Origin of the sequence: Cellulomonas persica, from assembly GCF_007989825.1 — a bacterium.
Classification (GTDB): domain Bacteria; phylum Actinomycetota; class Actinomycetes; order Actinomycetales; family Cellulomonadaceae; genus Cellulomonas; species Cellulomonas persica.
Genome location: NZ_BJUA01000024.1, coordinates 1 through 25634 on the forward strand (window position 1 = coordinate 1; position 25634 = coordinate 25634).

Sequence of the window (25634 nt, forward strand, 5' to 3'; positions counted from 1 at the left end):
GGCTCGCGCTCCTGCCGATCGGCGCGGCGACCGGCGAGCGGGCGCCCGCCGACGGGCTCGTGCTGCCCGGGTCGCCCGCGCACCGGCTGCTCGACGAGCGCGTGCTGACCGCCGTCGCGGCCGACGAGGTGGACCGGTGGGGCACGGCGACGCTCGTGGCCGCGGGTGTGCGCGAGGTGCTCGTGACGGTCACCGTGCCGGACGTCGTGACCGACGAGGTGCAGGACGAGGACGCGCCCGGTGCGCTCACCGCGCAGGCGCTCGACGGGTGGCCCGAGTACCTGGACCACCTCGCCGACGAGCTCGGCGAGGGCGCGTACCTGGGCGACCTCACGGCGCTCGCGGACCTCGACGCGGTCGCGACGGACGCGTGGCCCGAGGTGCTCGAGCTCATCGCGGGTGAACCCGAGCTGCGGCGCGCGCTCCTCGAGCCGGTGCGCAGCAACCATGGCGCGACCGCCGACTCGTACGCCGCCTGGTGGCTGCGGGAGCGCTCGCCGGCGGGGCTGGGTGCGCCGTTCTCGGTCGACGAGGACGGGCCGCTCAGCGCGGTGCTCCCGGCCGCACCGGCTGCTGTCGCGCACCTCGACGTCCAGGTGCTGCGCGCGCTGGGCGGCGTCGTCGAACCGGGAGACCTGACGCCGCGCGCGTGGTCGGACCTGCTGGACTCGTGGCCGGTCGGCACCGCGCTGGACGTGCGCGCCGCGACGGCGGTGTGGCGGCACGCGTCACCGTCCGAGCCGCCGGAGCGGGTGCCCGCGCTCATCGGGCCGGGCCGGGTCATCGTCGTGCCGGCGCACGACGCGGCCGTCGCGCCCACGCCCATGTGGTGGCAGCGCACCGACGTCGCGGCGCTCGTCCCCGCGCACGGTCACGACGAGGCGCTGCGCAGGTCACGTGACCTCGACCTGCCGCGCGTGTCCGAGCTCGCGGCCGGGGTCGTGACGCGCGACGACGGGCTCGACGTGCCCGTCCCGGCCCAGGTGCACGAGGTGCTGCCCGGTGCGCCGCGGGCGTGGTGCGAGCACGAGGACCTGCGCGTGGACCACGTCCAGGTCGAGTGGTGGGTCGACGAGGTCGAGGGTGCGCCACGGCTGCACGCGACGACGCTCGCGGGGCTCGCCGCAGCGCTCGCGCAGACCAGTGGTCGGTGGGGGATGCGGCACCTGCTGGAGCTCGTGCTCACGGACCCGGACCGTGCCGCCGAGCTCGCGCTCGACGCGTGCTTCGAGGGGCCCGACGGCACCGACCACGCAAGCGGGCCGCCAGCTACCGGGTGAGCAGCTCGACGAGCTGCCGGGTCGGGCCGTAGAGCTCGTCGAACGAACGCTGGTACAGCGACGGCGGGCCGCCGTAGGGGTCGACCACGTCGTCGTCGCCGGGGCTCGCCGCGGCGCGCTGGGCAGCGGCGAGGGGGATCAGGGCGAGGAGCCGCTCGCCCGCGGTGCCGTCGGGCAGCCGCTCCGGGTCGACAGCCGCCGCGAGCCGCGCGAGCTCGCGCAGCGTGAAGGTGCGACGCACCGCTGCGGGCTCGAGCTCGACGACCGCGGAGCGGTGCTGCCGGGTCAGTGCCAGCACGAGCGAGGAGTCCCGGACGAGGGCCGAGGTGAGCTGACGCGCGACGAACCCGTCGGCGACCGCACCGGCCGCGCCGACGAGTGCGGCCATGGGCGGCGACATCGCGTCGCCGCGCATCGCGCGCGTGCCGGCCGACGACACCTCGACGTCCGTGCCCGTGAGACCAGCGGCGAGCAGCCGCTCGACGGCAGGCGACCGGCAGATGTTCCCGGTGCAGACCACCAGCACACGCGTCGTCATGCCGCACATCATGCCTGCCCGGCGCGACGAGCCCGCACGCGCCAGGGCCGGCATCGGTGCCGTCGTCTCGGAGCGCCCGTCAGCTCGCCGTGCGGGCAGGCGCGCGTCGCTCGCCGAGGTCAGGGGGCGGCACCCCGTGGCGGTGCGGTGGGTGCAGGGGCGTTCAGGACGCGGCCGTGGCGGTCACGGAACCGGTAGCGCATCGGCTCAGCCACCCGGCTCCCGACCCCACTGCTCCCGACCACCTCGCTGCCGACCACCCTGCCGCCGACCACCTCGCTGCCGACCACCTCGCTGCTGACCGCGCGGCTCCCGACGATGACGCCGCTCAGCGTCCGCTGCTCGGCCCCGGCAGGGTGTGCTCTGGCAGACGGTCCCGTGCGTGGCGGTGGCACCAGGCGTTCGATGTCGAGGTCGAGACGGTGGACCTCGTGGTGGTGGAACGAGCACAGGAGCACGGCGTTGGACAGGTCCGAGCGCCCGCCGTCGCGGTGCCACCACGCGACGTGGTGGACCTGGCAGACCGCGGGCACGGCCGAGCAGCCGTTCCACGCGCACATGCGGTCCCGCGCGACGACGGCGACCCGCTGCGCCGGCGTGAACGAGCGGCTCGCGCGACCGACGTCGAGCGGCAGTCCCTGGGCGTTCATCACGACGCGCGTCATCGAGCAGTCGCACAGGGCGACCGCGAGCTCGGTGTGCGAGAGCACGGTCCCCCCGTCGGTGACGGCGGGCGGCACCGGTGCCGCGCCGCCCGGCGGCGCAGGTGGCACGCCATCCGGCGGCGCAGGTGGCACGCCATCCGGCGGCGGCTCTGGTTGTGGCGTGAGACCGCCCTCGTCCAGCCCCGGCACCGCCGGAGCCCGGCCGCCGACGGACCGGTTCGACGGCGTGGAGGCCGTCCTGCCGCGGCGTCGATGGTGCTGGAGGCGGCGTACCTCGTGCCACGTCTCGGCGGGCACGAGCAACGACACCTGGGCGACGGGCGCGCTGGGCGCGCCGTCCGGGAGGTCGACGCGGACGTCCGCGGCGTCGTCGACCGCAGCGTCGTCGACCGCAGCGTCGTCAACCGGGGCGCCGACGAACGCGGCGCCGCCGCACAGCGCAGCCGAGCCGCCGCCCACCACGTGGGCCGGGGTGCCGCCCACCACGTCAGCCGCGGCCCTGCGCGCGGCGCCGGCGACCAGAGCGTGCCCGGACGGTGTGCCCGGCTCGACGGCCGACGGGGACAGGGCCGTGGAACGCGGCGGACGGCCCGGGAGCGCTGGCATGCCGCCGGTGAGGGCGTGCCGAGCGAGCGCGGTCAGGGCGTCGGCCCGTGCCTGCAGGTGGGTCCGGTCCGCGTCCTCGCGGTGGCCGGTCGCCTCGAGAGCGCGTGCGAGCACCTGGCCGGCGAGGGGGTCGAGGCGACCCTTGAGGAACGTCCCCTCCCGCGTGTGGGTCATGCTGAGGAACCGCGCTCGCCGGCTGGCCTCGCGCTCGGTCTCCAGGTGGTCGGCGTCGACCTCGGCGACCAGCGCAGCCACCGTCCGGGCGAACTCACGCGCGTCGGTCCCGCGCGCGAGCTCCACGACCTCGGCCTGCGTCTGCGACGAGGTGAGGGTCGCCGCGACCTTCGGGCTGGCTCCCTCGAGCGTGCGCGCGAGCACGTCGAGATGTCCCGTGCGCATCGCGCCCGCGACGACCGCGTCACGTACCTGCGGCAGTCGCTCGAGCGCCTGGGCGGCGGCGACCTCCTGCGCGGCCTGCCACCGCGTGGAACCGGTGGCGCGCGACCAGTGGTCGACGAACTCGCGCTCGCTGCCCGCCGCCGCAGCCGCCGAACGCTGCGCGACGAGCACGGGGGAGCGCAGCGCGGCCACCAGGCCGGGGAACCGGTCGAGCAGGCCGAGCACACGCGCACGCGTCGCGCCGCTCCAGGAGGGCGCGCCCTCGTCGTGATGCACCGTCCGTGCGGCGAGCGCGTGCATGCGGGTCGCCAGCTCGTCGAGCTCGCGCAGGACGTCGGTGCCGGGTGCGAGCCGCCGCTCGTCGGACGCCGTGCCGACCGTGCCGTGGGGTGCGCGCTCGTCGCCCTGCACGCCGGCGGGAGGCCGCGCGGGGCGCGCACCGCCCCCGCCGCTCGTCTGCGCACCAGGCTCGAACATGTGTTCGATACTAGCCGGAATCGGACACCGCAACCAGGGTCCGGGCGAGCCTGTGGACGGCCATGACCCGGCTCGACCCAGCATCGAGGCCACCGCTCGGCTCGCCTCTGCGAGCCTCCCCGACGGCCCGGTCACGAGCGGTGGGGCCGCGCGGCGTCAGCGGTGCCGGACGGCCCAGAGGTAGCCGAGCCCACCGAGCGCGAGCCCCGTGGCGCACACCGCGGCGGGCAGCCAGCCGAGGGTCCCCGTCGCGCCCAGCACGACGCACACGACCAGCGCGACCGCCCACAGCGCGCTCCCGACGACGGTCACGCGGGCGAGGTCCACCTGGACCGGGGGAGCGACGGGGCGCTGGGCGATCGGCACCCGGTCAGCCTACGGCCGCGACGCGAGCGGGGCGGCCATGTGCGACGCCGAGCTCAGCGCCTCGGGCATCGCGTCGAGGTACACGCGCGCGACGTGCACGGGCTCGAAGCCGGCCGCACGCACCGCGTCGTCGTCGTCGGCCTCGTGCGCGAGCGCGGCCTGCAGCGCGGGGCCGTACGGGCCGCCCTCGCCGTGCAGTGCGATGGCGACGTCGGGGGAGACGCCCGAACGCTCGACGACGGACTCGACGGAGGCCTTGAGCGCCGCGCAGACGCCGGACAGCAGGCCGACGGTGTACCCGACCTCGCTGTTGCTGAGCCGCCACACCGCGAGCCCGCGCGTGATGACGGTCCACAGCACGTCGACCGACGCGGGCTCGCTGCCGAGCACGACCGACGACACGAGTGCGGCGAGGCGGTGCGGACCGAGCAGGGACACGGCGTGCGACACGGAGTCGACGTGGTGGCGCAGGCCCATGGCGGACGCGTTGACGGTCCGCAGCACACGCATGGTGAGCTCGGGGTCGACGCTCACGGCACGCACGACCTCGAGGTGGTCGGGCAGCTCCTGCGAGAGGACCCGCACGAGCTGCAGGTGCTGCGCCTCGCCCGCGGTCACCGAGCGGCCGGTGCCGGGCTCCTGACGGCGCACGAGCGGCGCCTGGACGAGCTCGAGCTCGAGGTCGCGCGCGAGGCCGGCGAGCTCGGGGGTGTCGGCGTGCACGCCGACGGCCCAGACGCCCGCCTCCTTGAGCTGCGCGACGCGCGCCTGCAGGTTCTCGGTCTCGCGGCGCAGGTCCACCTTCGCGAGGTCGACGAGCGGGAGCAGCGCACGTTCGGCCATGGTCCCGGTGAACGAGCCGAGCGCGACGCCGAAGCCCAGCTCGCGCATCGCGACGAGGGCCTCTTCGGCGTACTCCTCGTGCACCCAGGTGGCGGGCACCTCGACGACGAGGCTGCGCGGCGCGTGCGGGATGGTGGTCTCGCCGCGCAGCATGGGGCCGGTCGCGCGCAGCACGACGGCGTGGTCGCCGACGACCTTGGCGAGGTCGACGTTCTCGTACGCGTCGCTGACGAGCCGGTCCTCGGCGGCGAGCGTCATCAGCGGGCCCGAGTCGTCCACGCGCGCGTGCACGGCGTAGCCGAACAGCGACCCGTCGGGGTGGACGAGGGCCTGGCGCTGGACCACTGCGGGCATCGAGGCTCCTACGGCTGCGAAGAGAGTTCCGAACTCCTCATCGGCTCGCGACGCGCCGATGTGAGGGTTCGGGCACGACGACCTGCGGACGCGCAGGCAGGGTCCCGCGACCCGGCTGTGCCGGGCCGCCGAGACCGTCGAGGTGGGGTCGAGGGGACGGCGTCGGGGTGACGTCAGGCGAGCGGGGCGCGCAGGGGCCAGTCCCCCTCGAGGACGGTCTGCGCGGCGGTGCCGTCCGCGACGTCCACGACGATCGGCGCGAGCAGGTTGGCCGTCGCGGGCTCGTCGTCCGTGGGCGGGTGCACGACGACCAGCGCACGCCGCTCGCCCGCCCCCGGCAGCTCGGGCGCGTACCCGGGCAGGTAGACGTCGGGGTCGACGACGTACAGGCGCGTGGGCGGCCCGTCGACGGACCGCAGCGTGAACAGGCCGTCCGCGTCGGTCACCGGCTCGAGCCGGTACGACGAGCGTCCGGGAAGGCCCGGCAGCTCGTCGGGGATCTGCAGCGCGGCGGGGAGCGCGGCCCCGCCGACGAGAACCGTCGCGGGCGCGCTCATCGCAGGAAGTCCAGCAGCGTCGGCTGCAGCACCTTGGCGGTGGCGCCGAGCGCGCCCTTGTAGGCCACCTCCTGCGACTGGAGGTCCAGGATGATCGACGCGAGGTCGATGTCCTCGATCTCGGACAGGCGGCTCCCGGTCTCGATGTCCTGGGCCATGAGGGTCTGCTGGGTCGCGAGCACGTTCTTGTGCCGGGCACCGACGCTCGCGAGCTCGGAGAGCATCGACTCGAGGCGGGAGTCGATCGCGCCGAGGTGCGCCGTGGGGTCCTGGCCGGCGCGCAGGTCCGCGACGATCCGGTCGACGAGCGCGAACACCGAGCCGGTCCCCGTGCCGTAGACGGCCGCGCCGTCGCCGTCGACCCGGACGGTCGTCGTGCTGCTGAGGCGACGCTCGACCGTGGCGCCCGAGCCCGTCCAGCTGTACGAGGCGTCGAACGCGACGCCCGCGTCGGACGTGCCCGCGAAGACCGAGCGGCCGACGAACGAGGTGTTCGCGTTCGACAGGAGCGTCTCGCCGAGCGACTCGAGCTCGTCCGCGAGCGCGTTGAGCGACGCCTGGCCGAGCGCGCCGTTGCCGCCCTGCACGGTCAGGTCGCGGACCTGACGCAGCGCAGCGGTCGACGCGGTGATCGCGGTGTCGACGGTCTGCAGCCACGAGGCCGCGTCGCCCGCGTTGCGCGCGTACTGCGAGTTGACCCGCTGCTCGGCGCTCAGCCGGAGCATGTCGGACGCCGCGGCCGGGTCGTCGGAGGGGACGTTGACCTTCTTGCCGCTGGACATCTGGTTCTGCAGCTCGGCCATCTTGCTGAGGTTGAGCTGCAGGTTGGCCAGCGTCGAGCGCTGCACCGTGTGGTGGGTGACGCGCGAGATCATGTCAGGCTCCTCATCGTCCGACGACGCCGGTGCGGTTGATCAGTGTGTCCAGCATCTCGTCGATCGCGGTCAGGACGCGAGCCGCACCTTCGTACGCGCGCTGGAACGCGAGCATGTTCACCGTCTCCTCGTCGGTGTCCACACTGGCCTGCGCGACCTGCTGCTGCTCGGCGGTCGTGCGCGCGGCCTCGGCGACCTTGGCGCGCGAGGCGGCGCCTGCGGCGCGCACGCCGAGGTCGACGACCACCGTGCTCCACTGGGTGTCGGGGCCGGTCGGGGACGTGCCGAGCTTGCCGATGAGGTCGGCGACCGAGCCGTCGAGCGCACCCCCGCCGACGGCGCCGACCGCGATCTCGGCCGGGTCCGTCGGGCGGACCGTGAGGCCCAGCGCCGGCGGCAGACCCGCGGTGAACGTGAAGAAGTCGCCGCCGGTGGTGCCGTCGGCGCGCAGCGCGGGACCGTGCAGCGCGTTGACCTGGGCCGCGATCGAGGTCGCGAGCGCGTCGAGGCGGGCCGCGGTGTCGGCCAGCGGGCCGCCCGAGCCGGTGCCGTCGGACGGCGCGAGCACGGAGAGCAGCCCGGCCACGCGGCCGCCGGTCAGGGCGACGTCCTGCGTGGGCCGGTCGGTCCACACGATCGTGACGGCCTGCCCGGGGGTGGCCGTGGCCTGGTCGAACGAGGTCGCACCGGCGACGCTGAGCGTGTTGACGCGCGGACCGCGCACGAGCGCGTTGCCGCCGACGAGCACGTCGACGCTGCCGTCCTCGCGGCGGTCGGCGACCGCGCCGACGAGCGACGACAGGCGAGTCACGAGCAGGTCGCGCTGGTCCTCGAGCTCGTGCGCGGTCGCGCCCGACGCGGTGATGGCGGCGATGCGCCCGTTGAGGTCGGCGATGCTCTCGGCGGCGCCGTTGACCTCGTCGACGAGCGCGACGGTCGACTGCCGGGCCTGCGCCCACTGCGTGCGCACGTCGCTGTAGAGCGTGCCGATCCGCTGCGTGACCGCGCGCGAGGACTCCAGCAGCACCGCGCGGCTCGAGGACTTGTCGGGGTAGTTGCCGACCTCCTGCCATGCCGCCCACATGTCCGACAGCTGCGTGGACAGGCCGGTGCTGCCGGGCTCGCCGAGCGACTTCTCGAGCGTCGAGAACGCCTCGGCGCGCGCGGTGAGGTAGGACGACGACGAGGTCGCCACCCGCAGCTTGGCGTCGAGGAACACGTCGGCGAGCCGGTCGACGCTGGAGATCCGGGTGCCCTGGCCGACGCCGTCGTTGGTGGAGAACATCGACGGCACCTGCACGGCGGAGACGGACGAGAACGTCACCCGCTGGCGCGTGTAGCCCACGGTGTTCGCGTTCGCGACGTTCTGGCCGGCGACGTCAAGCGCCTGCCGCTGCGCGATCAGCGAGCTCAGCGCCGTGCCGAGCCCGGAGAAGGTGCTCACGGTCGGTGTCCTCCTGTCCGCCGTCGTCGGCGGTTCGGTTGCGGTGCGGGTGGTCTAGAGGGTGCGGTCGACGAGCAGGGCGTCCGACTCGCGGGTGGCGCTCTGACCGGTGCCGTCGTACGTCGCGACGTCGTGCATCGAGGCGAGCGTCTCCTGCGTCGCGCGGTGCGACATCGCGAGCAGCTCGCGGTTGCCGTCGGCGAGCTGGGAGATCTCGGCGGTGAGGGTCGCGAACGCGGTGCGGTGCTGGCGCAGCAGGTCGTCCCACGGCGCGGGCGCGGCGTCCGCCAGGTCGGCGAGGCTGGCGCCGTCGGGCAGGCCGAGCGCGGCGCAGGCGGCGCTCGCCTCGACCGACCGGCCGAGCTCGGCGTCGCGGATCTGCTCCAGGACGGCCTCCACCTCACGCGTGGCGTGCGGGAGCCAGCGGGTACGTCCGCTCGTCAGGAGCAGCTGCTCCTCCTCGAGCTTGAACAGGAGCAGCTCCAGCAGCGAGCGCTCGTGCCACAAGACCTCCGACAGGGCGTCGATGGTCATCCTCACCTCCTCGTCGAGAACTGCGCCGTCGGAACCGTTCGGCGTGTCCTCGCCCGCACCCATCGGCAGGGGAGGGCGACTGCTGAACGTCTCGCGCTGGTCGGTTCACATTGTCTCGTGGGGAAGTGTCGCGATCGACCTGCGGGACGGGGATGGATGCCCGGGAAAACCGCCTTCTGACCTGGACAGCCGTCCATAAGAGGGGTTTCTGAGGCGAACCCTGTGTGAGGTGCGTCACACTGCAGGAATCTGGGCGTTCCCACCCAGGTCAGGGCACACATCGGACACTCTGCAGGTCGGAGCGCTTTTGGCTGAGGCAGCTTGTCCCGAATCGTTCCGTACGCGATGGCAGCGTAAACATCCGGCGCGTCGAACTGTTCTTCAAGATCCCCGCCGGGTACGCCGAACAGCATTTCTGTGACCCAGGACCACGATGTCGACGCCCTCGTCGTCGCGAATCTCCCGCTCGTCGGATATGCCGTGTCCGAGCTGCTGCGGCGTGTGCCGCCGACGGTCTCGCGCGACGATCTGGCGTCCGCCGGGAGCCTCGCCCTCGTGCTCGCCGCGCGCTCGTACGACCCCTCCACCGGGGTGCCGTTCGCGCGCTACGCGTCCCTGCGGATCCGCGGGGCGCTGGTGGACGAGCTGCGCTCCATGGACTGGGCGAGCCGCGGAGCCCGCGCACGCGTCCGGGAGCTCACCGACACCACCGAGCGGCTGACCGCTGCGTTCGGGCGCCCGCCCACGCGTGAGGAGCTCGCGTCCGCGCTGGGGACGCGCGTCGAGACGGTCGACGAGGCGCGCAGCGACGCCGCCCGGCGGGTCCTGTCCATCGACGCGAGCGACGGCCCGGGCATCGCCGACTCGATCGCGGACTCCGGCCGCACGCCCGAGCAGGTGGTCCTCGCGAACGAGCGTCTGCGCTGGCTGCGCTCCGCGGTCGACACGCTGCCCGAGCGCCTGCAGGTCGTCGTGCGCGGGATCTTCCTCGAGGACCGGTCCGTCGCCGAGCTCGCCGACGAGCTCGGCGTGACGCAGTCGCGCATCTCCCAGCTGCGCACCGAGGCCCTCGGCCTGCTGCGTGACGGTCTCAACACGCACCTGGACCCCGACCTCGTCGCGACGCCCGGCCGCCCCGAGGGCGTGGCCGAGCGGCGCCGGCAGGCGTACTTCGCCTCGATCGCCGCCCGCAGCGCGCAGTACGCGGCTGCCGAGCGCCTGTCCTACGTGCCGACCCCCGCCGCGTCGCCCACCGACGCGCCCCGGCTCACGGGATCCGTCTGACGCCTGGAGAGCTCGCCGCAAACTCGTCGCGAGAAATCCTCACCGAAGGGCCCCGAGGGCCGATCGGGAAGGTGTGCCCAAGGAAGGGCTGACCTGACCCGATTCAAGGAGGACGTTCACGATGGGTCTCTCGATCAACAACAACATCGCGGCGATGAACTCGTACCGCAACCTCTCCACCACGCAGAACGACCTGAGCAAGTCGCTCGAGAAGCTCTCGAGCGGTCTGCGCATCAACCGCGCTGCTGACGACGCTGCCGGCCTGGCGATCTCCGAGGGCCTGCGCGCCCAGATCGGCGGCACCAAGCAGGCCGTCCGCAACGCGCAGGACGGCATCTCGGTCGTCCAGACCGCTGAGGGCGCCCTGACCGAGACGCACTCCATCCTGCAGCGCATGCGCACCCTGGGCGTGCAGGCGGCCAACGACGGTGGTCTGTCGACCACCGCCAAGGGCAACATCCAGGACGAGATCGACCAGCTCAAGACCGAGCTGACCCGTATCGCGGACACCACGAAGTTCAACGGCAAGACGCTGCTGGACGGCACCTACAACGGTTCCTTCCAGGTCGGTGCCAACACGGCCGGCGCCGACAAGATCTCCGTGGACCTCACGGCGGCCTCGATGAGCACCGCGGGCCTCGGCCTGTCGGCGATCGACGTCACGGGTGACGCGACGCAGTTCCGCGGCACGGTCGACCTGTTCGGCGCGGCGCCGACGGCCACCGACGTGGTCATCAACGGCAACCCCTACGCGGTCGACCTGACCGGCTGGGCCGCCGGTGGCACCGCGGCGGACGCCGAGGCCAACCAGAAGCTCCTGAACTCGGCGCTCTCCACGGCGCTCGCGGGCACGAACTTCGCGGCCGAGGTGGACTCGTTCGGCACGGTCAAGCTCTCGGGCCCCGTCACGACCGCCGGTGCGGTCTTCGACGCGGCCGCGACCTCGGTCACGGTGACCGGTGGTGGCGCCAAGGACGCGATCGACAAGATCGACGCCGCGATCAACACGGTGTCGCAGACGCGTTCGCAGCTCGGTGCGGTCCAGAACCGCTTCGACCACACCATCAACAACCTCAACGTCGCGGTGGAGAACCTGTCCGCGTCGGAGAGCCGGATCCGCGACACCGACATGGCCCAGGAGATGGTCCAGTTCACGCGCTCGCAGATCCTGTCGCAGGCGGGCACCGCGATGCTGGCGCAGGCCAAGTCGCTCCCGCAGAGCGTCCTGCAGCTCCTGCAGTGACGTCTCCGGTCGTCTGACCGGACCCCAGCTCGGGTGCACGGCCGGCACCCCCATCGCCGGCCGTGCACCCGAACACCATGCCCCCCGCACCACCCCCGGACCTCAGGAGCGCAGGAGCTGCCATGGCGACCTCGATCGACGGCCTCGTCAGCGGGCTCGACACGACCGCCCTCATCGACAGCCTCATCACGCTGCAGGCGGGCACGCAGTCGCTGCTCAAGTCGAAGCAGTCGACCGCGAGCTCGCTCTCCACGGCGCTGCAGTCGCTCAACACGAAGGTCGCCTCGCTCGCCGAGCACGCGACCAAGGCCGCCAAGCCGCAGTCCTGGCAGGCCGTCACGGCGTCCTCGAGCGCCACCGGTGTGACCGCGAGCGCCACCGACGGCGCCCAGCCCGGGACCCTGAACCTGCGCGTCGGCGCCGTCGCCGCCTCGCAGTCCTCGCTGCTGACGCTGCCCGCCGCGGCCGACTACGGGACCGGCACGCCGACCTTCACCCTCACGCGCAACGGCGAGACGACGAGCGTCACGGCGGCGAGCACGTCGGTCGCCGACATCGTCGACGCGTTCAACGCCTCCGGCTCGGGGGTGCGCGCGACCGCGATCAAGGTCCCCGAGCTCGACGGTGACGGGAACCCGACGGGCGGCACGACGTACCGCGTGCAGCTCACGGGCACCGAGACGGGTGCGGCCAACGCGTTCACCGTGACGCGCTCGGCGACCGACGGCACCGCGCCGGTCGCGCTCGAGCAGATCCGCGGCGCGTCCGACGCCTCGATCACCCTCTTCGCCGGCACGCCCGCCGAGCAGACGCTGACGTCCGCGAGCAACACGTTCACCGGCCTGATGTCGGGCATCGACGTCACGGTGAGCGCCGTGACCGCACCCGACGCGTCCGACGTGACCCTGACCGTCACCTCGGACAAGACCGCGCTGCGCGCACTCGCGTCCGGCCTGGTGTCGAACCTCGGGGCGATCCTGGGTGACATCACCTCGCGCACTGCGTCGACCACCACGACGGCCTCCGACGGCGGCTCCGTCGTCAAGGGCGGCCTGTTCTCGGGCAACTCGACGATCCGCACGCTGCAGCAGAACCTGCTCGCGCAGGCGTCCGCCCCCGTCGACGGCGTCTCGCCGTCCGACGTCGGCATCGTGCTGGGCCGGGACGGCACCTTCACGTTCGACGCCGAGAAGTTCGACGCCGCGCTCGCCGCCGACCCGGCCAAGGTCCAGAAGATCGTCTCGACGGTCGCCGAGCGGCTCGCCGGCACCGCGACGGCGGCCTCGGCGCCCGCCACGGGCAGCCTCACGCTGACGATCGAGTCGCAGCAGGAGCTGGTCAAGGACCTCGGCCAGCGGATCGCCGACTGGGACGACCGTCTCGCGGCTCGTCGCGAGTCCCTCGTGCGCGTGTACGCCGCGCTCGAGACCTCGCTGTCCAGCCTGCAGTCCCAGTCCAGCTACCTCAGCAGCCAGATCGCAGCCCTCACGGCGTCGTCCACGTCGAAGTGACCCGGGGAGAAGCCATGTACTCAGCACGAGCGAGCTACGTCACCGCCGCGGTCGAGACCGCGACGCCCTCCGCGCTCGTCACGATGCTCTTCGACCGTCTGCTGCTCGACGTGGACCGCGCGAGTGCCGCGTTCGAGCGCGGCGAGACGCTCGAGGCGCGCACCCTCGTGCAGCACGCGCAGGACATCGTCGCCGAGCTCATGGCGAGCCTCGACGTCGCGGTGTGGGACGGCGGACCGGCGCTCATGTCGGTCTACGCGTTCCTGTACTCCTCGCTCGTCGACGCCTCCCGCAACAGCGACGTCGACATGCTCGGCGACTGCCGTGAGCTCATCGCGTCGCTGACGTCCACGTGGCACGAGGCCGCAGCCCTCGCCGCAGGTCCCGCGGTCGCCGCCGCTCCGACGGGCGCCGGCCTGCTGGGGATCGGCTGACATGACCGCGCCCGGCGCCCGCCCCGCCTCGTCCGACGACGAGGGGTGCTGGCAGGCGCGCTGGGAGGCGGCGCTCGCCGAGTTCGAGGTCGACCTCGAGGTGGCGGAGGCACTGCTGCGCGTGGCGCACCTGCCGGACGTGACCGAGGTCGCGCAGGTCGCGTCGTGGCACCCGCCGGCCGACCTCGGCCCGCTGCCCGCCCCGCTGCTCACGCGCGCGCAGTCCGTGCTCGAGCGTCAGCTCGAGGTGGCCGGTCAGCTCGCACTGGCCGCGGCGGCCTCGCGTCGCCAGATGGCCACCGCCCGCGCGCTGCGGGCGCGTCCCGAGGCCGTCCCGGTGTACCTGGACGCCCAGGGCTGATCGCGTCGGCCGCGGCTGGTCCGCGCCCGACCTGCGCTCGACCTGCGCCGAACGGGTGAGAGCCGAACCGCACGCGCAGAACTGCTCACGAACGCCGTCAGCCCTCCGATGGGCCACAGTGAGCACGGACTGCTCACTCCGCAGGCCACGGATGGCCGCCCCCGCCACTCGTGGATGAGGCGAACCCTGTGGGCCTTCTCGACTCTGTGAGCTACACCGCGGTCAACACCGCCCTCGACGCGCTCGCGCTGCGTCAGCGTGCGATCGCCGACAACGTCGCGAACCTCCAGACGCCGGGCTACCACGCCCAGGTCGTCGAGTTCGAGTCCGCGCTCGCGCGCGCGGTCCGCGCCGGGTCCGGCGTCGCCGACACCACGGTGCGGCGCTCGTCCGACCCCACGCAGCTCAACGGCAACAACGTCAACCTCGACGAGCAGACCACGCTGAACGTCGAGACGAACCTGCGCTTCCAGCTCGCGACGCAGGCCGTCAGCGGCCAGTACTCGTCCGTCCGCGCAGCGATGAGGACCTCCTGATGAGCATCTTCGGAGCGATCGGCATCGCGCAGTCCGGCCTGACCGTGCACCGCACGTGGCTCGACGCCGTGTCCGACAACCTGTCGAACCTCTCGACCGTCACCTCGACCGACGAGGCCGCGTTCCGCGCGCGCTACGTCATCGCGCAGGAGACACCCGGTGCCGCCGGCGGCGCACGCGTCGTCGGTGCCGCGTTCGGCTCGGCCGAGGGCAAGCTCGTGTTCGAGCCCGCGCACCCGCTCGCCGACGAGAACGGCTACGTGCGCTACCCCGACATCGACATGGCGAGCCAGATGGCTCAGCTCGTGATGGCGCAGCGCGGCTACCAGGCGAACGCCGCCGTGGTCGACCGCGCCAAGGAGACCTACACCGCCGCACTCCAGATCGGACGTCCCTGATGCCCATCCCCGTCGCGCCCGTCGGCGCCGTCGCGCCGACCGCCGTCACGGCGGTCGCCCCGACCCTCGCCGCCGGTGGTCTGCAGGGCGCCGCCTCCGCCGCGTCGGCTGCCTCCGGCACGCAGTTCGCGTCCGTGCTCAGCTCGATCGACACGCTGCAGGCCATGCAGGCCAAGTCCGCCGACCTGTCGGTCGCGGCCGTCACCGGTGACCTCGAGAACGTGCACGACTACACGATCGCCGCGGCCGAGTCCTCGCTCGCGCTCGAGCTGACCGCGGCCGTGCGCAACAAGGCCGTCGACGCGTTCAACGAGATCATGAGGATGCAGGCCTGATGCCGGCGCAGGTGAAGTCCGCCCTCGACAAGCTCACGGGGGCGGTCAAGGAGTTCTCGCTCGCGCAGCGGACGCTCGCGCTCATCGGCATCGCCGTGCTCGTGCTGGGTGCGGTCGCGCTCACCTCGTGGCTGTCGAAGCCCGCGATGAGCCCGCTGTTCACGAGCCTGTCCGGCGCGGACGCGGCCGCGGTCGTCGACGAGCTCGACGCGCAGGGCGTCGCGTACGAGCTGGCCGACGGCGGCTCGACCGTCATGGTCCCGGCGCAGCAGATCTACACCCAGCGCATCCGGCTCGCCGCGGCGGGCATCCCGGAGAACTCCGACGGCGCCGGCTACTCGCTGCTCGACGACATGCCGATGACCTCGAGCGAGTTCCAGCAGGAGAAGACCTACCAGCGCGCCCTCGAGGGCGAGCTCGCTCGCACCATCGGCGCGATGGACGGCGTCGACAGCGCCACCGTGCGCCTGGCGATGCCCGAGGAGACGGTCTTCACCGAGACCACGGGCGAGCCGACCGCGTCGGTGTTCGTCCGGACGCGTGCCGGCAAGTCGCTCACCAACGACCAGATCGAGGCGATCACGCACCTCGTCTCCGCCGGCATCCCGGACATGCAGCCGACCGACGTCGCGCTGATCGACGCGTCCGGCCAGGTGCTGTCGGCTGTCGGCGTGGGCACCACGGGCCGCACGAGCGGCGAGGCCAGCGACTTCGAGGAGCGCGTGCGCTCGTCGGTCCAGGCGCTGCTCGACCGCGTCGTCGGCGTCGGCAACTCCGCCGTCACGGTGACGGCGACCCTGAACTTCGACGAGAGCCAGCGCACCACCGAGACGTTCGGCGCGACCCCGGACACCCCGCCGCTCACGTCGTCGCGCACCTCCGAGGAGTACACCGGCACGGGCACGACGCCCACAGGCGTGCTCGGCGACGACGGCACGACGCCTCCGGTCACCACCCAGGAGGGCGGCACGTACAGCTCGACGACCGAGGACCTCCAGAACGCCGTGAACAAGACCACGGAGGTCGTCACCGCGGCGCCCGGTTCGGTCGAACGGCAGTCCGTCGCGGTGGTCATCGACTCCGCCGCGGCCGCGCGCCTCAACCTGACCGACCTCCAGGCGACGATCGCCGCGGCCGCGGGCATCGACACCGAGCGCGGGGACACGCTCGCGCTGCAGTCGGCGGCGTTCGACACGAGCGCGGCCGAGGCCGCTGCGACCGCGATCGAGAAGGCGGACGCCGAGGCCAAGGCCGAGGCGCAGAACGCGCTCATCAAGCAGGCCGCCATCGCGGGCCTCGTCGTGATCGCGCTGATCGTCGTGGTCGTCATGCTCACGCGCCGCTCGCGCCGCGCGCGACGTGAGGCCGTCGACCTCGGCATGCTGCCCATGCTCGACACCCCGGGTGGCGGCGCCGCCGCCGAGCTCGAGGGGCTCGACATCGACGACCTGCCCGTGCTCCCGCCGACGCCGCAGCCGACCACGCCCGACCCGGTCGCCGTCAAGCGCGCCGAGATCACGGCGCTGGCCGACGAGCAGCCCGAGGAGGTCGCCGAGCTGCTGCGCGGCTGGCTCGCCACCCCGAGCGGGCGGCGCTGATGACCGTCCTGCTGCCCGGCCCGCAGAAGGCCGCCCTCCTGCTGCTCCAGCTCGGTCGCGAGCGCGCGTCGCGCGTCATGGCCACGATGGACGTCGCGGAGATCGAGGAGCTCAGCGCGCAGATCCTGCGTCTCGACCGGGTCGACCCGGAGCTCGCGGACGCAGTGCTCGAGGAGTTCTACGACGTCTCGATCGCCGGCCCCGCGCTCGGCGGCGGGCTCCAGTTCGCCCAGCAGCTGCTCGAGGCGTCGCTCGGCCCCGAGGCCGCCGCGGCCGTGATCGAGCGCCTGCAGGTGCACCTGGCCGGCCAGCCGTTCGAGTTCCTGCAGCAGGCCGACGCGCGTCAGGTGATCTCGCTGCTGTCGGCCGAGCACCCGCAGGCGATCGCGCTGGTGCTCGCGCACCTGCGTCCCGACCACGCGTCCGCGATCCTCGCGGGCCTCGAGCCGACGCTGCAGGGCGAGGTCGCGCACCGCATCGCGCTCATGGAGCGCGCGTCGCCGGACGTCGTGCAGGTCGTCGCCGAGCAGCTGCAGCGCAAGGCCTCGGCCGTGCTGACGCCGCGTGAGCTCGCGGCCGTCGGGGGTGTCCAGCCGCTCGTCGAGATCATCAACCGCGCCGACCCGACCACGGAGAAGGCGATCCTCGAGGGCCTCGCCGAGCGCGACGAGGAGCTCGCCGAGGAGGTCCGCGGCCGGACGTTCGTCTTCAACGACGTCGTCCTGCTCGAGGACCGCGCCATGCAGATGGTGCTGCGCCAGGTCGAGAACTCGGACCTGTCGCTGGCCCTCAAGGGCGTCTCCGACGACGTGCGCGACACCGTGCTGCGCAACCTGTCCGAGCGTGCGCGCGAGAACCTCCTCGAGGAGATCGACCTGCTCGGCCCGGTCCGCCTGTCGCAGGTCGAGGAGGCGCGCGCGACGATCGTCCAGTCCATCCGCCGTCTCGAGGAGAGCGGGCAGATCGTCATCCGCCGCGACGGGGAGGACGAGTACGTTGCCTGACGCCCTCACGCTGCAGCCGCTGACGTCGAACGCCTCGATCGACCACGCGCACGCCGTCGCGCGTGCCGAAGGGTTCGCGGCCGGGTACGCCGCCGGTGCGCGCCGTGCCGCGGTCGACGCCGCGGCCACCGCCGAGCGCGTCGCCGCCGAGGCCGCGGCCGCCGCGGTGCAGCAGCGCGAGGCCGCCCAGCGGGCACTCACGGTCCTCGCGTCGGCCGCGCAGGCCGTGCGGGCGCTCACGGCTCCCGTGCTCGCCGAGTCGACCGCGACGGTGCACGCCGCCGCCCTCGAGCTCGCCGAGGCGGTGCTCGGCGTCGAGCTGGCCGACGACGAGACGTCGGCCCGCAGCATCCTGGCCCGTGTGCTCGCGAGCGAGCCCGGCCCCGGCCCGGTCACGGTGCGCCTGCACCCGGCCGACGCCGCGACGCTCCTGCGCGACGGCGCCGTCCCCGAGGGCCTGCAGCTCGAGGCCGACCCCGCGCTGCAGCGCGGTGACGCGCTCGCGCACCACGCCGACGGCCACGTCGACGCGCGCATCCGCTCGGCGCTCGACCGTGCGCGCGACGAGCTCGCGCGCGTCGCCGACCCGTCGTCCCGAGCCGGCTCCGGCGCGGGCGCCGCGCCCGCCGAGGACCACGCATGACCGCGCTCGCGACGCGGCGCGTCCTGGCGCCCGAGGTCGTCGCCGCGGCACGCCCGCAGCCGGTGGGGGTGCTGCGCACCGTCGTCGGGCTCACGCTCGAGGTCGTCGGGACGCGCAGCGCCGTCGGCGACCTCGTGCGCGTCGGCGAGGGACCGGACAACGTGCTCGCCGAGGTCGTCGCGACCACCGAGGGCGTCGCGCGGTGCATGCCCCTCGGCACGACGCACGGGCTGCGCGTCGGCACGCACGTGCGCCCCGCGGGCTCGCTGCGCGTGCCGGTCGGCCCGGGCCTGCTCGGCCGCGTGCTGGACGGGCTCGGCCGCCCCATCGACGGCCGCGGCCCGCTGCGTGCGCAGGCCTGGGTCCCTGTCGACGGCTCCGCGCCGCACCCGCTCGAGCGCTCGCGCGTCGACACGCCGCTCGATCTGGGCGTGCGCGTGCTGGACACGCTCGTCACCGCGGGACGCGGTCAGCGTCTGGGCCTGTTCGCCGGCTCGGGCGTCGGCAAGTCGAGCCTGCTGTCGATGATCGCGCGCGGCACCGAGGCCGAGGTCTCGGTCATCGCGCTCGTCGGCGAGCGCGGCCGCGAGGTGCGCGAGTTCCTCGAGGACGACCTCGGGCCCGAGGGCCTGGCGCGTTCCGTCGTGGTCGTCGCGACGTCCGACGAGCCGCCCATGGTCCGCATGCGGTCGGCGTTCGTCGCGACCCGCATCGCCGAGCACCTGCGCGACGAGGGACGCCACGCGGTCCTGATGATGGACTCCCTCACGCGTGTCGCCATGGCGCAGCGCGAGATCGGTCTCTCCGTGGGCGAGCCGCCCGCGACCCGTGGTTACCCGCCGAGCACGTTCTCGCTGCTCGCGCAGCTCCTCGAGCGCGCCGGCACCGGGGCGCGCGGCTCCGTCACGGGCCTGTACACCGTCCTCGTCGACGGCGACGACCACAACGAGCCGATCGCGGACGCCGCACGCTCGATCCTCGACGGCCACGTGGTGCTCGACCGCAAGCTCGCCGTCGCCGGCCACTTCCCGAGCGTCGACGCGCTCGGCTCGATCAGCCGTGTCGCGTCCCGCGTGACGTCCGACGAGCAGCGCGCGCTCGCGCAGCGGCTGCGCTCGGTCATGGCCGCGCGCCGCTCCGCGCAGGACCTGCTCGACGTCGGCGCGTATGTCACCGGCTCGAACCCGCTGGTCGACGCGGCCGTCGCGCACGGCGCGCAGATCGACGCGTTCCTGCGGCAGGGCATGGCCGAGGCCGCGCCCGCCGCGAGCTCGTGGGCGCACCTCGCGGCGCTCGTGCAGACGTTGGGTGACGCGTCATGAGCCGCGCGTTCCCTCTCGCGGGGCTGCTGCGGGTGCGTGAGCGCGCCGAGGAGCGCGCCGCGTCCGAGCTCGCCGCCGCACGGCGCGCCGAGCAGGCCGTGCGCGACCGGCAGCGCGCCACGCGTGAGGCGCTCGCCGGCTCGACCTTGCCGGAGGGCACGGACCGGCTCGCGTGGATCGCGGCGGTCGCGAGCCGCTCGTCGCTCGCGCTGCTCCTGCAGGAGGCCGAGAACGACGTCGCGCTCGCCGAGCAGCACGTCGCCGAGCAGGCGCAGCTCTGGTCGCACGCGCGGCGCGAGGTGCGTGCCATCGACCGCCTCGCGGAGCGTCACGACGAGACCGAGCGTGCGCTCGAGGCCCACGCCGAGCAGGTCACGCTCGACGAGGTGGCCTCGCGGCTGACGACCGAGACCACCAGGACACCGGGAGGTGGCGCATGACCGGGATCGCCGCAGTGCAGGCGCGGATCGCGGAGCTGGAGCAGCTCGTCGCGCCGCGGCCCGCGACCTCGACGGTCGCGCCGTCCGAGCTGGACTTCGCCGCCGCGCTGTCGTCGGCGGGCCTCGCGCTGACCCCGGCGCTGCCCGCCGCCCAGCAGGACGACGGCGGTGTCACGGCGAACATCGCGCCCGGCTCGGGCGTGAGCGCGCAGGACCTCATCGAGGCCGCCAAGCGCTACACGGGCACGCCGTACGTGTGGGGTGGCGAGTCGCTCTCCGAGGGCGGGCTCGACTGCTCCGGGCTGGTGCTGCGCTCGCTCACCGACCTCGGCATCGGGGACGGCATCCCGCGCGTGGCCCGCCAGCAGCAGACGCTCGGCGAGAAGGTCGGTTCGCTCGACGAGGCGCTGCCGGGCGACCTGCTGATCTTCGGCGGCGGTACGCACATCGCGATCTACGTGGGCGACGGCACGATGATCGACGCCCCGAAGCCGGGCGGCACGGTCGGCGTGCGCGACGTGTGGGCCGAGCCGACGAACATCCGCCGGATCCTCCCGCAGGAGTCGGCGACCGCGACGAGCGCACCGGTCACCGGGCTGGACCTGGCCCGGATCGGCCTCGCGTCGGGCGCGCTCTCGTCCGGCACGGTCTCGTCGGGCACGTTCTCGTCGGGCGCGCTCGCCGGCACGGGTGCCGGCCTCGCCTCGCTCGCCGGGCTTCTGGGCGGCACCTCGACGGCCGACGCGACGTCCGCGTCGCAGGCCGCCTGGCAGGTGCTGCTCAGCTCGCTCGGCACGTCCACGACGAGCCCGACCGGCTCGCTCGGCATGTCCACGACGAGCCCCATCGGCTCGCTCGGCCTGTCCACGACGAGCCCCATCGGCTCGCCGTTCACGGCCGGGTCCGGCCTCGATCCCCAGCTCCTGCTCGCAGCCCTGACGGGTGGTGCCGCCGCATGACCACGACCGTGACCCCGACCTCCGTGCCGCCCGCCGCGGCCGCGCCCGCCGCCCGCGCCGCGCGCCCGACCGGCAGCGACGGCGACTTCGCGCGGGCCCTCGAGGGCGCCGACCGCGCGCTCGACCGCTCGTCGGTGGACGCGACCACCCGCCGCGACGAGCCCACCGAGCGGGACACCGCCCCGACCGAGCAGGCCGCGGCCGAGACGCCCGACGCCGCCGCGACCCCGGTCGCGTCCGACCAGTCCACCCCGACGACCCCGGCCGAGGCGTCCGCCTGGACCGTGGCCGCACTCGCCGTCGCGACGGCCGAGCCTGCCGAGTCCGCCGAGGGCGACGCGGGCACCGAGGCGCCGGTCGCGGCCGCACGGACCGCGACGAGCACCACCGCGACGGCCGGTGCGTCCCCGCAGGCCCCGATCGCTGCGTCGACCGACGCCGAGGTCGAGGGCGCTGCGCCGGTCGTGGACGCCCGTGCCGCGGCGACGCGCCCCGTCGTCGACGGCCCGGACGCGCCCGCGGGGACGCCGGCCGACGAGGCCGTCGAGCCGAGCGCCCCGGTGCTCGAGCGCCCCGGCGCCCGCGCGGCCGCCCCCGCGGCCTCGTCGTCGGCCGCGCCGCACACGTCCGCCGCGACCGCACGCACCCAGCAGGCGGCCCCTGCCGCGCCGGGCACGACGCCCGTCCCGCAGCCGAGCGTCACCCCGGTCGACGTGCCGGTCGTCCCCGCCGCGGTGGCGCCGACGGCCCCGACCGCCGGCCCCGCCCCGAGCGCACCCGCCCCGGCGCCCGCGCCGGCCCACACACCCGCCGCGACGACGGCCGTGCCGCTCGCCGAGCAGCTCGGGGCGCGCCTGGCGAGCCTCGGCGGGCTGCAGCGCGGCACGCACGTGCTGTCAGTGCCCGTCGACCCGGTGCACCTCGGGCCGGTGCGGATCGTCGCGCACATCGGCGCCGACTCCGTCCGCGTCGAGCTCGTCGGCGCGGGGGAGGCCTCGCGCCAGGCCCTGCAGGGCGCGCTCGGCGACCTGCGCCGCGACCTCGCGGCCGCGGGGGTCCAGGTCGACGTCGGCTCCGACGGGCGGCGCGGCTCCGGTGCCGCGTTCGAGGCGTCGTCCGACGGCGGCTCGGCCCAGGACGCGCGCGACGAGCGGGCGAGCCGACCGGGTGACGCGCGACCAGCCGTCGCGCCGGACCCGCGTCGTCCCACCGGACCTGATGCGACGCCCGACGCGTCCACCCGCAGCCGCCACCTCGACCTCGTCGTCTGACGACCAGACAGGGACCACGCATGAGCATCGACACCTCGTACGCTACGGGCGCGACGAGCACCGCGACGTCGGGCATCGCCTCGACCGCCGGCGGCACGCTCGACCAGCAGGCGTTCCTCAACCTGCTCGTCGCGCAGCTGCGCAACCAGGACCCGTCCGCACCCATGGACTCCTCGCAGCTCATGGCGCAGACCACCCAGCTCGCGACGATGGAGCAGCTCACCACGCTGACCGACACGTCGCGTGAGGCGTTCGCGCTGCAGATGCGCGTCGCTGCCGCCTCGCTCGTCGGCCAGACCGTCTCGTGGACGGACGGCGAGGGAGTCACGCACTCGGGCGTCGTCGACGCCGTCGACTACGCGGGCTCGGTCCCGGTCGTCACGGTCGGCGACCAGAAGATCCCGCTCGACCAGGTCGCCTCCGTGACACGCACGGGCACGTCAGCCGAAGACGAGTCCTGACCCGGCCCCGCGCCGCACCCGCCTCACCACACACCTCCCGCGCCGACCGGCGCGGCACCGAAGGGAAACCGCCATGCTCCGCTCGCTCTTCGCCGGCATCAGCGGCCTGCGCAGCCACCAGACGATGCTCGACGTCACCGGCAACAACATCGCCAACGTCAACACGACCGGCTTCAAGTCGTCGCAGGTCGTGTTCCAGGACACGCTCAGCCAGCTCCTGACCGGTGCGGGCGGCGCGCAGGACGGCGTGGGTGGCACCAACCCCGCGCAGATCGGCCTGGGCGTGCGCGTGGCCGGCGTGACCACCAACTTCACGCAGGGCGCGTCGCAGATGACGGGCCGCAGCACCGACATGATGATCCAGGGCGACGGCTTCTTCGTCGTCCGCAAGGGTGCCGAGACGTACTACACGCGTGCCGGCTCGTTCGACTTCGACTCGACCGGCCAGATGGTCCTGCCCGGCGAGGGTGCGCTCGTGCAGGGCTGGATGGCCGTCAACGGCGTCATCGACACGACCGGCCCTGTCACCGACCTGTCCGTCCCCGCCGGGACCGTCATGCCGGCCGTGGCATCCACGAGCGCCACGTACCGCGGCAACCTCGACTCCGCCGCCGCGGACGGCACGGTGCTGCACCGCACGATCGAGGTCTACGACACGACCGGCACCGCCCGCACGCTGGACCTGACGTTCACCAAGTCGGCGACCGGCTGGGCCGTCGAGGCCACCGACGGCGCCGCGACCGTCGCGTCGACCGCGATGGTCTTCGACGCCGCGGGTGCGCTCACGTCCCCGACGAGCCTGACCGTCGGCGGCGTGGCCGTGGACCTGTCCACCGTGACCGGCTTCGCCGGCCTCGACACCATCAAGGCCGACTCGCAGGACGGCCAGGCCGCCGGCACGCTGCAGTCGTTCACGCTCGGCGCCGACGGCACGATCATGGGCTCGTTCTCCAACGGCATGAAGCAGGCGATCGGTCGCATCGCGCTGTCGAGCTTCACCAACCCGGCGGGTCTGGAGAAGGCCGGCGGCTCGCTGTTCCGCACCACGGTCAACTCCGGCGAACCCGCCGTCGGCACGGCCGGCACCGGCGCGCGCGGCACGCTCGCGGGCGGTGCCCTCGAGATGTCGAACGTCGACCTGTCCTCGGAGTTCACCAGCCTGATCGTCGCCCAGCGTGGCTTCCAGGCGAACTCGCGCGTCATCACGACGTCCGACGAGGTGCTCCAGGAGCTCGTCAACCTCAAGCGCTGACCCAGACGTGACGCCCCGGCCGCCCCACCCGGCCGGGGCGTCACCCTCCCCCCGCCCCGCCCCCGCCGCACTGCCCCCTACGGCCTGGCCCCGACGCCCCTGCGCCCCCGGTGCCCCGGCGCGCCAGCGCACCCGAGCGCGGTCCATCCGCCCCGAGCGCGGGCCCGCACCGGCCGCGGTCGCGCTCCCTCTACCGCGCTCGCCTCGGACCCTCCGCGCTCGCGCCCGTCGTGCCGAGCGCGGTAGTAGCGCCCCGAGCGCGGCCTGACACGGACCGCGCTCGCGCTCCATCTACCGCGCTCGCCTCGGACCCTCCGCGCTCGCGACCGACCTTTCGCATTCGCGCCCTTGCTCCCGTGCTGGTGCTCGTCGTGCCGAGTGCGGTCGTTGCGCCGCGCGCGCGGCCTGACACCGACCGCGCTCGCGTCCGATCTCTCGCGCGCGGACTCGCTCCGGCGCTCGTCGTCGTCGTGCCGAGCGCGGTACATGCGCCCCGAGCGCGGCCTTACGCCGGCAGCGTTCGCGCTCCATCTACCGCGCTCGCGCTCCATATGCCGCGCTCGCGCGCCCAGTGCCGCACGCGCGTATCGGACCTTCCGCGCTCGCGTCCGATCTCTCGCGCTCGTGGACTTGCTCCCACGCTCGTCTTCGTCGTGCCGAGCGCGGTACATGCGCCCCGAGCGCAGCCTGGTGCCGACCGCGCTCGTGCTCCAGCTACCGCGCTCGCGCTCCGTCTACCGCGTTCGCGCTCCCAGTGCCGCGCTCGTCGTGGAGCTCTCGCGCTCGCGACCGACCACCGCGCTCGCGACCGACCAATCACGCTCGCGACCGACCACCGCGCTCGCGACCGACCAATCACGCTCGCGCTCGTGCTCCCGCGCTCGGGTTCGTCGTGCCGAGCGCGGTACGTACGCCCCGAACGCGGCTCTGCGCGGACCGCGCTCGCGCTCTGTCAACCGCGCTCGCGCTCCAAGGGCCGCGCTCGCGTCCGACCTCTCGCGCTCGTGGACCTGCGCCCGCGGTCGTGCTCGTCGTGCCGAGCGCGGTAGTTGCGACCCGAGCGCGGCCTGGCACCCACCGCGCTCGCGCTCCATCTACCGCGGTCGCGCTTCGGCTATCACGCTCGCGCTGCGAGTGGTGCGTTTGCGCTGCGAGTGGTGCCTTGCGCTGCGAGTGGTGTGTTCGCGCTGCGAGTGGTGCGTTCGCGTGGCGTCTCGCGTGCTCGCGTGCTCGGGGTGCTGGTCTGCGCGTGGGGGCGGTGGCGGTCGGTCGGCGGCGCGGGTGGGCGGGGGTTTGTGGGGGTCTGGGCGGTGTGGGGGTGTGGGAATCGGTGGGAATGGAGCCAGGTGACCGAAACCCCACCACGCGGGCGGGGTTCCCGCTACCGTCCCGTGTGAGCGCTCACAATTGGGCGCTAGGACGTTCGGTCCGCGTTGCCTGGCACGACGTCGTGCCTGGTCGCGGAGGGGTTTCTCAATGAGGAGAGAGCATGCTGACAAGGTCCCGTCGAACCCGAGGCGTCGCCGCCGCGATTGCCGTGCTCGCGCTCGGTCTCACCGCGTGCAGCTCGGACTCCGGCAGCGAGTCGAAGGAGACGAGCCCGGCAGGGGGCGACGTCACGAGCGGCAACATCAAGGTCGGTTT

At 74.1% G+C, this 25634-nt stretch carries 25 protein-coding genes and 1 pseudogene; 18 read left to right on the forward strand and 8 right to left on the reverse strand.

From position 1 onward, the window contains the following. Positions 1-1280 (forward strand): annotated as a pseudogene (locus tag CPE01_RS16555) (sacsin N-terminal ATP-binding-like domain-containing protein); the annotation flags it as partial. On the opposite strand, the gene CPE01_RS15385 reads toward CPE01_RS16555, so the two are convergent. The 8 genes from CPE01_RS15385 to flgN all read right to left on the reverse strand — a co-directional run bounded on the left by CPE01_RS15385 (position 1270) and on the right by flgN (position 8938). Beyond that, positions 1270-1818: an arsenate reductase/protein-tyrosine-phosphatase family protein gene (locus tag CPE01_RS15385; protein WP_146807689.1), complete on the reverse strand. Its 549-nt coding sequence runs from the start codon at positions 1816-1818 to the stop codon at positions 1270-1272. The pseudogene CPE01_RS16555 and the gene CPE01_RS15385 overlap by 11 nt on opposite strands. A 119-nt stretch (positions 1819-1937) precedes the next feature. Beyond that, on the reverse strand, positions 1938-3965 hold the full coding sequence (locus CPE01_RS16860; RefSeq protein ID WP_246783992.1) for an HNH endonuclease signature motif containing protein: 2028 nt from the start codon (positions 3963-3965) through the stop codon (positions 1938-1940). A gap of 156 nt (positions 3966-4121) precedes the next feature. Beyond that, positions 4122-4331, reverse strand: coding sequence for a DUF2530 domain-containing protein (locus tag CPE01_RS15400; protein WP_246783993.1), 210 nt, complete (start codon positions 4329-4331; stop codon positions 4122-4124). 9 nt (positions 4332-4340) lie between these two features. Beyond that, positions 4341-5528 carry an EAL and HDOD domain-containing protein gene (locus CPE01_RS15405; RefSeq protein WP_146807690.1) on the reverse strand — a complete coding sequence of 396 codons (1188 nt, stop codon included), beginning with the start codon at positions 5526-5528 and terminating at the stop codon, positions 4341-4343. A 173-nt stretch (positions 5529-5701) separates the two neighbouring features. Beyond that, positions 5702-6085, reverse strand: a complete 384-nt coding sequence (locus tag CPE01_RS15410; RefSeq protein WP_146807691.1) for a flagellar assembly protein FliW — start codon at positions 6083-6085, stop codon at positions 5702-5704. After that, entirely contained in the window at positions 6082-6960 is an 879-nt protein-coding gene (flgL, locus tag CPE01_RS15415; RefSeq protein ID WP_146807692.1) for a flagellar hook-associated protein FlgL, read from the reverse strand. The genes CPE01_RS15410 and flgL overlap by 4 nt, the downstream gene beginning before the upstream one ends. A gap of 10 nt (positions 6961-6970) precedes the next feature. Beyond that, positions 6971-8404, reverse strand: a complete 1434-nt coding sequence (flgK, locus tag CPE01_RS15420) for a flagellar hook-associated protein FlgK (RefSeq protein WP_146807693.1) — start codon at positions 8402-8404, stop codon at positions 6971-6973. Between the two features lie 54 nt (positions 8405-8458). Then, the gene (flgN, locus tag CPE01_RS15425; protein WP_146807694.1) at positions 8459-8938 is read right to left on the reverse strand and encodes a flagellar export chaperone FlgN; all 480 of its coding nucleotides are present in this window, start codon (positions 8936-8938) and stop codon (positions 8459-8461) included. A gap of 417 nt (positions 8939-9355) precedes the next feature. Here flgN and CPE01_RS15430 point away from each other — a divergent pair, with 417 nt between their 5' ends. The 17 genes from CPE01_RS15430 (at position 9356) to CPE01_RS15510 (ending at position 23990) form a co-directional block, all read left to right on the forward strand. Beyond that, entirely contained in the window at positions 9356-10222 is an 867-nt protein-coding gene (locus CPE01_RS15430; RefSeq protein WP_146807695.1) for a sigma-70 family RNA polymerase sigma factor, read from the forward strand. Between the two features lie 121 nt (positions 10223-10343). Beyond that, positions 10344-11465, forward strand: a complete 1122-nt coding sequence (locus CPE01_RS15435; protein ID WP_146807696.1) for a flagellin N-terminal helical domain-containing protein — start codon at positions 10344-10346, stop codon at positions 11463-11465. Positions 11466-11587: 122 nt separating this feature from the next. Beyond that, the gene (gene fliD / locus CPE01_RS15440) at positions 11588-12976 is read left to right on the forward strand and encodes a flagellar filament capping protein FliD (protein ID WP_146807697.1); all 1389 of its coding nucleotides are present in this window, start codon (positions 11588-11590) and stop codon (positions 12974-12976) included. Positions 12977-12990: 14 nt separating this feature from the next. Next, a complete protein-coding gene (locus CPE01_RS15445; RefSeq protein ID WP_146807698.1) occupies positions 12991-13410 on the forward strand; it encodes a flagellar export chaperone FliS in 420 nt (139 codons plus the stop codon). 1 nt (position 13411) lies between these two features. Beyond that, positions 13412-13771, forward strand: coding sequence for a hypothetical protein (locus tag CPE01_RS15450; RefSeq protein WP_146807699.1), 360 nt, complete (start codon positions 13412-13414; stop codon positions 13769-13771). 188 nt (positions 13772-13959) lie between these two features. Further along, complete coding sequence (locus CPE01_RS15455) at positions 13960-14307, forward strand: flagellar basal body rod protein FlgB (RefSeq protein ID WP_146807700.1); 348 nt, start codon at positions 13960-13962, stop codon at positions 14305-14307. Further along, on the forward strand, positions 14307-14705 hold the full coding sequence (locus CPE01_RS15460; protein ID WP_146807701.1) for a flagellar basal body rod protein FlgC: 399 nt from the start codon (positions 14307-14309) through the stop codon (positions 14703-14705). The genes CPE01_RS15455 and CPE01_RS15460 overlap by 1 nt, the downstream gene beginning before the upstream one ends. Next, complete coding sequence (gene fliE, locus CPE01_RS15465; RefSeq protein WP_146807702.1) at positions 14705-15040, forward strand: flagellar hook-basal body complex protein FliE; 336 nt, start codon at positions 14705-14707, stop codon at positions 15038-15040. The genes CPE01_RS15460 and fliE overlap by 1 nt, the downstream gene beginning before the upstream one ends. Further along, the gene (fliF, locus tag CPE01_RS15470) at positions 15040-16638 is read left to right on the forward strand and encodes a flagellar basal-body MS-ring/collar protein FliF (protein ID WP_146807703.1); all 1599 of its coding nucleotides are present in this window, start codon (positions 15040-15042) and stop codon (positions 16636-16638) included. The genes fliE and fliF overlap by 1 nt, the downstream gene beginning before the upstream one ends. Beyond that, positions 16638-17642, forward strand: a complete 1005-nt coding sequence (fliG, locus tag CPE01_RS15475) for a flagellar motor switch protein FliG (RefSeq protein WP_146807704.1) — start codon at positions 16638-16640, stop codon at positions 17640-17642. Before fliF ends, fliG begins: the two co-directional genes overlap by 1 nt. Continuing rightward, complete coding sequence (locus CPE01_RS15480) at positions 17635-18285, forward strand: FliH/SctL family protein (protein ID WP_146807705.1); 651 nt, start codon at positions 17635-17637, stop codon at positions 18283-18285. Before fliG ends, CPE01_RS15480 begins: the two co-directional genes overlap by 8 nt. After that, positions 18282-19607 (forward strand): FliI/YscN family ATPase, encoded by a 1326-nt coding sequence (locus CPE01_RS15485; protein ID WP_146807706.1) that lies wholly within the window; start codon positions 18282-18284, stop codon positions 19605-19607. The genes CPE01_RS15480 and CPE01_RS15485 overlap by 4 nt, the downstream gene beginning before the upstream one ends. Continuing rightward, a complete protein-coding gene (gene fliJ / locus CPE01_RS15490) occupies positions 19604-20047 on the forward strand; it encodes a flagellar export protein FliJ (RefSeq protein ID WP_146807707.1) in 444 nt (147 codons plus the stop codon). The genes CPE01_RS15485 and fliJ overlap by 4 nt, the downstream gene beginning before the upstream one ends. Beyond that, complete coding sequence (locus tag CPE01_RS15495; protein WP_146807708.1) at positions 20044-21006, forward strand: C40 family peptidase; 963 nt, start codon at positions 20044-20046, stop codon at positions 21004-21006. Before fliJ ends, CPE01_RS15495 begins: the two co-directional genes overlap by 4 nt. Beyond that, a complete protein-coding gene (locus CPE01_RS15500) occupies positions 21003-22277 on the forward strand; it encodes a flagellar hook-length control protein FliK (protein ID WP_146807709.1) in 1275 nt (424 codons plus the stop codon). Before CPE01_RS15495 ends, CPE01_RS15500 begins: the two co-directional genes overlap by 4 nt. A 20-nt stretch (positions 22278-22297) precedes the next feature. Then, a complete protein-coding gene (locus CPE01_RS15505) occupies positions 22298-22738 on the forward strand; it encodes a flagellar hook capping FlgD N-terminal domain-containing protein (RefSeq protein WP_146807710.1) in 441 nt (146 codons plus the stop codon). Positions 22739-22811: 73 nt separating this feature from the next. Further along, positions 22812-23990 carry a flagellar hook protein FlgE gene (locus CPE01_RS15510; RefSeq protein WP_146807711.1) on the forward strand — a complete coding sequence of 393 codons (1179 nt, stop codon included), beginning with the start codon at positions 22812-22814 and terminating at the stop codon, positions 23988-23990. The last annotated feature ends 1644 nt before the right edge of the window (positions 23991-25634 follow it).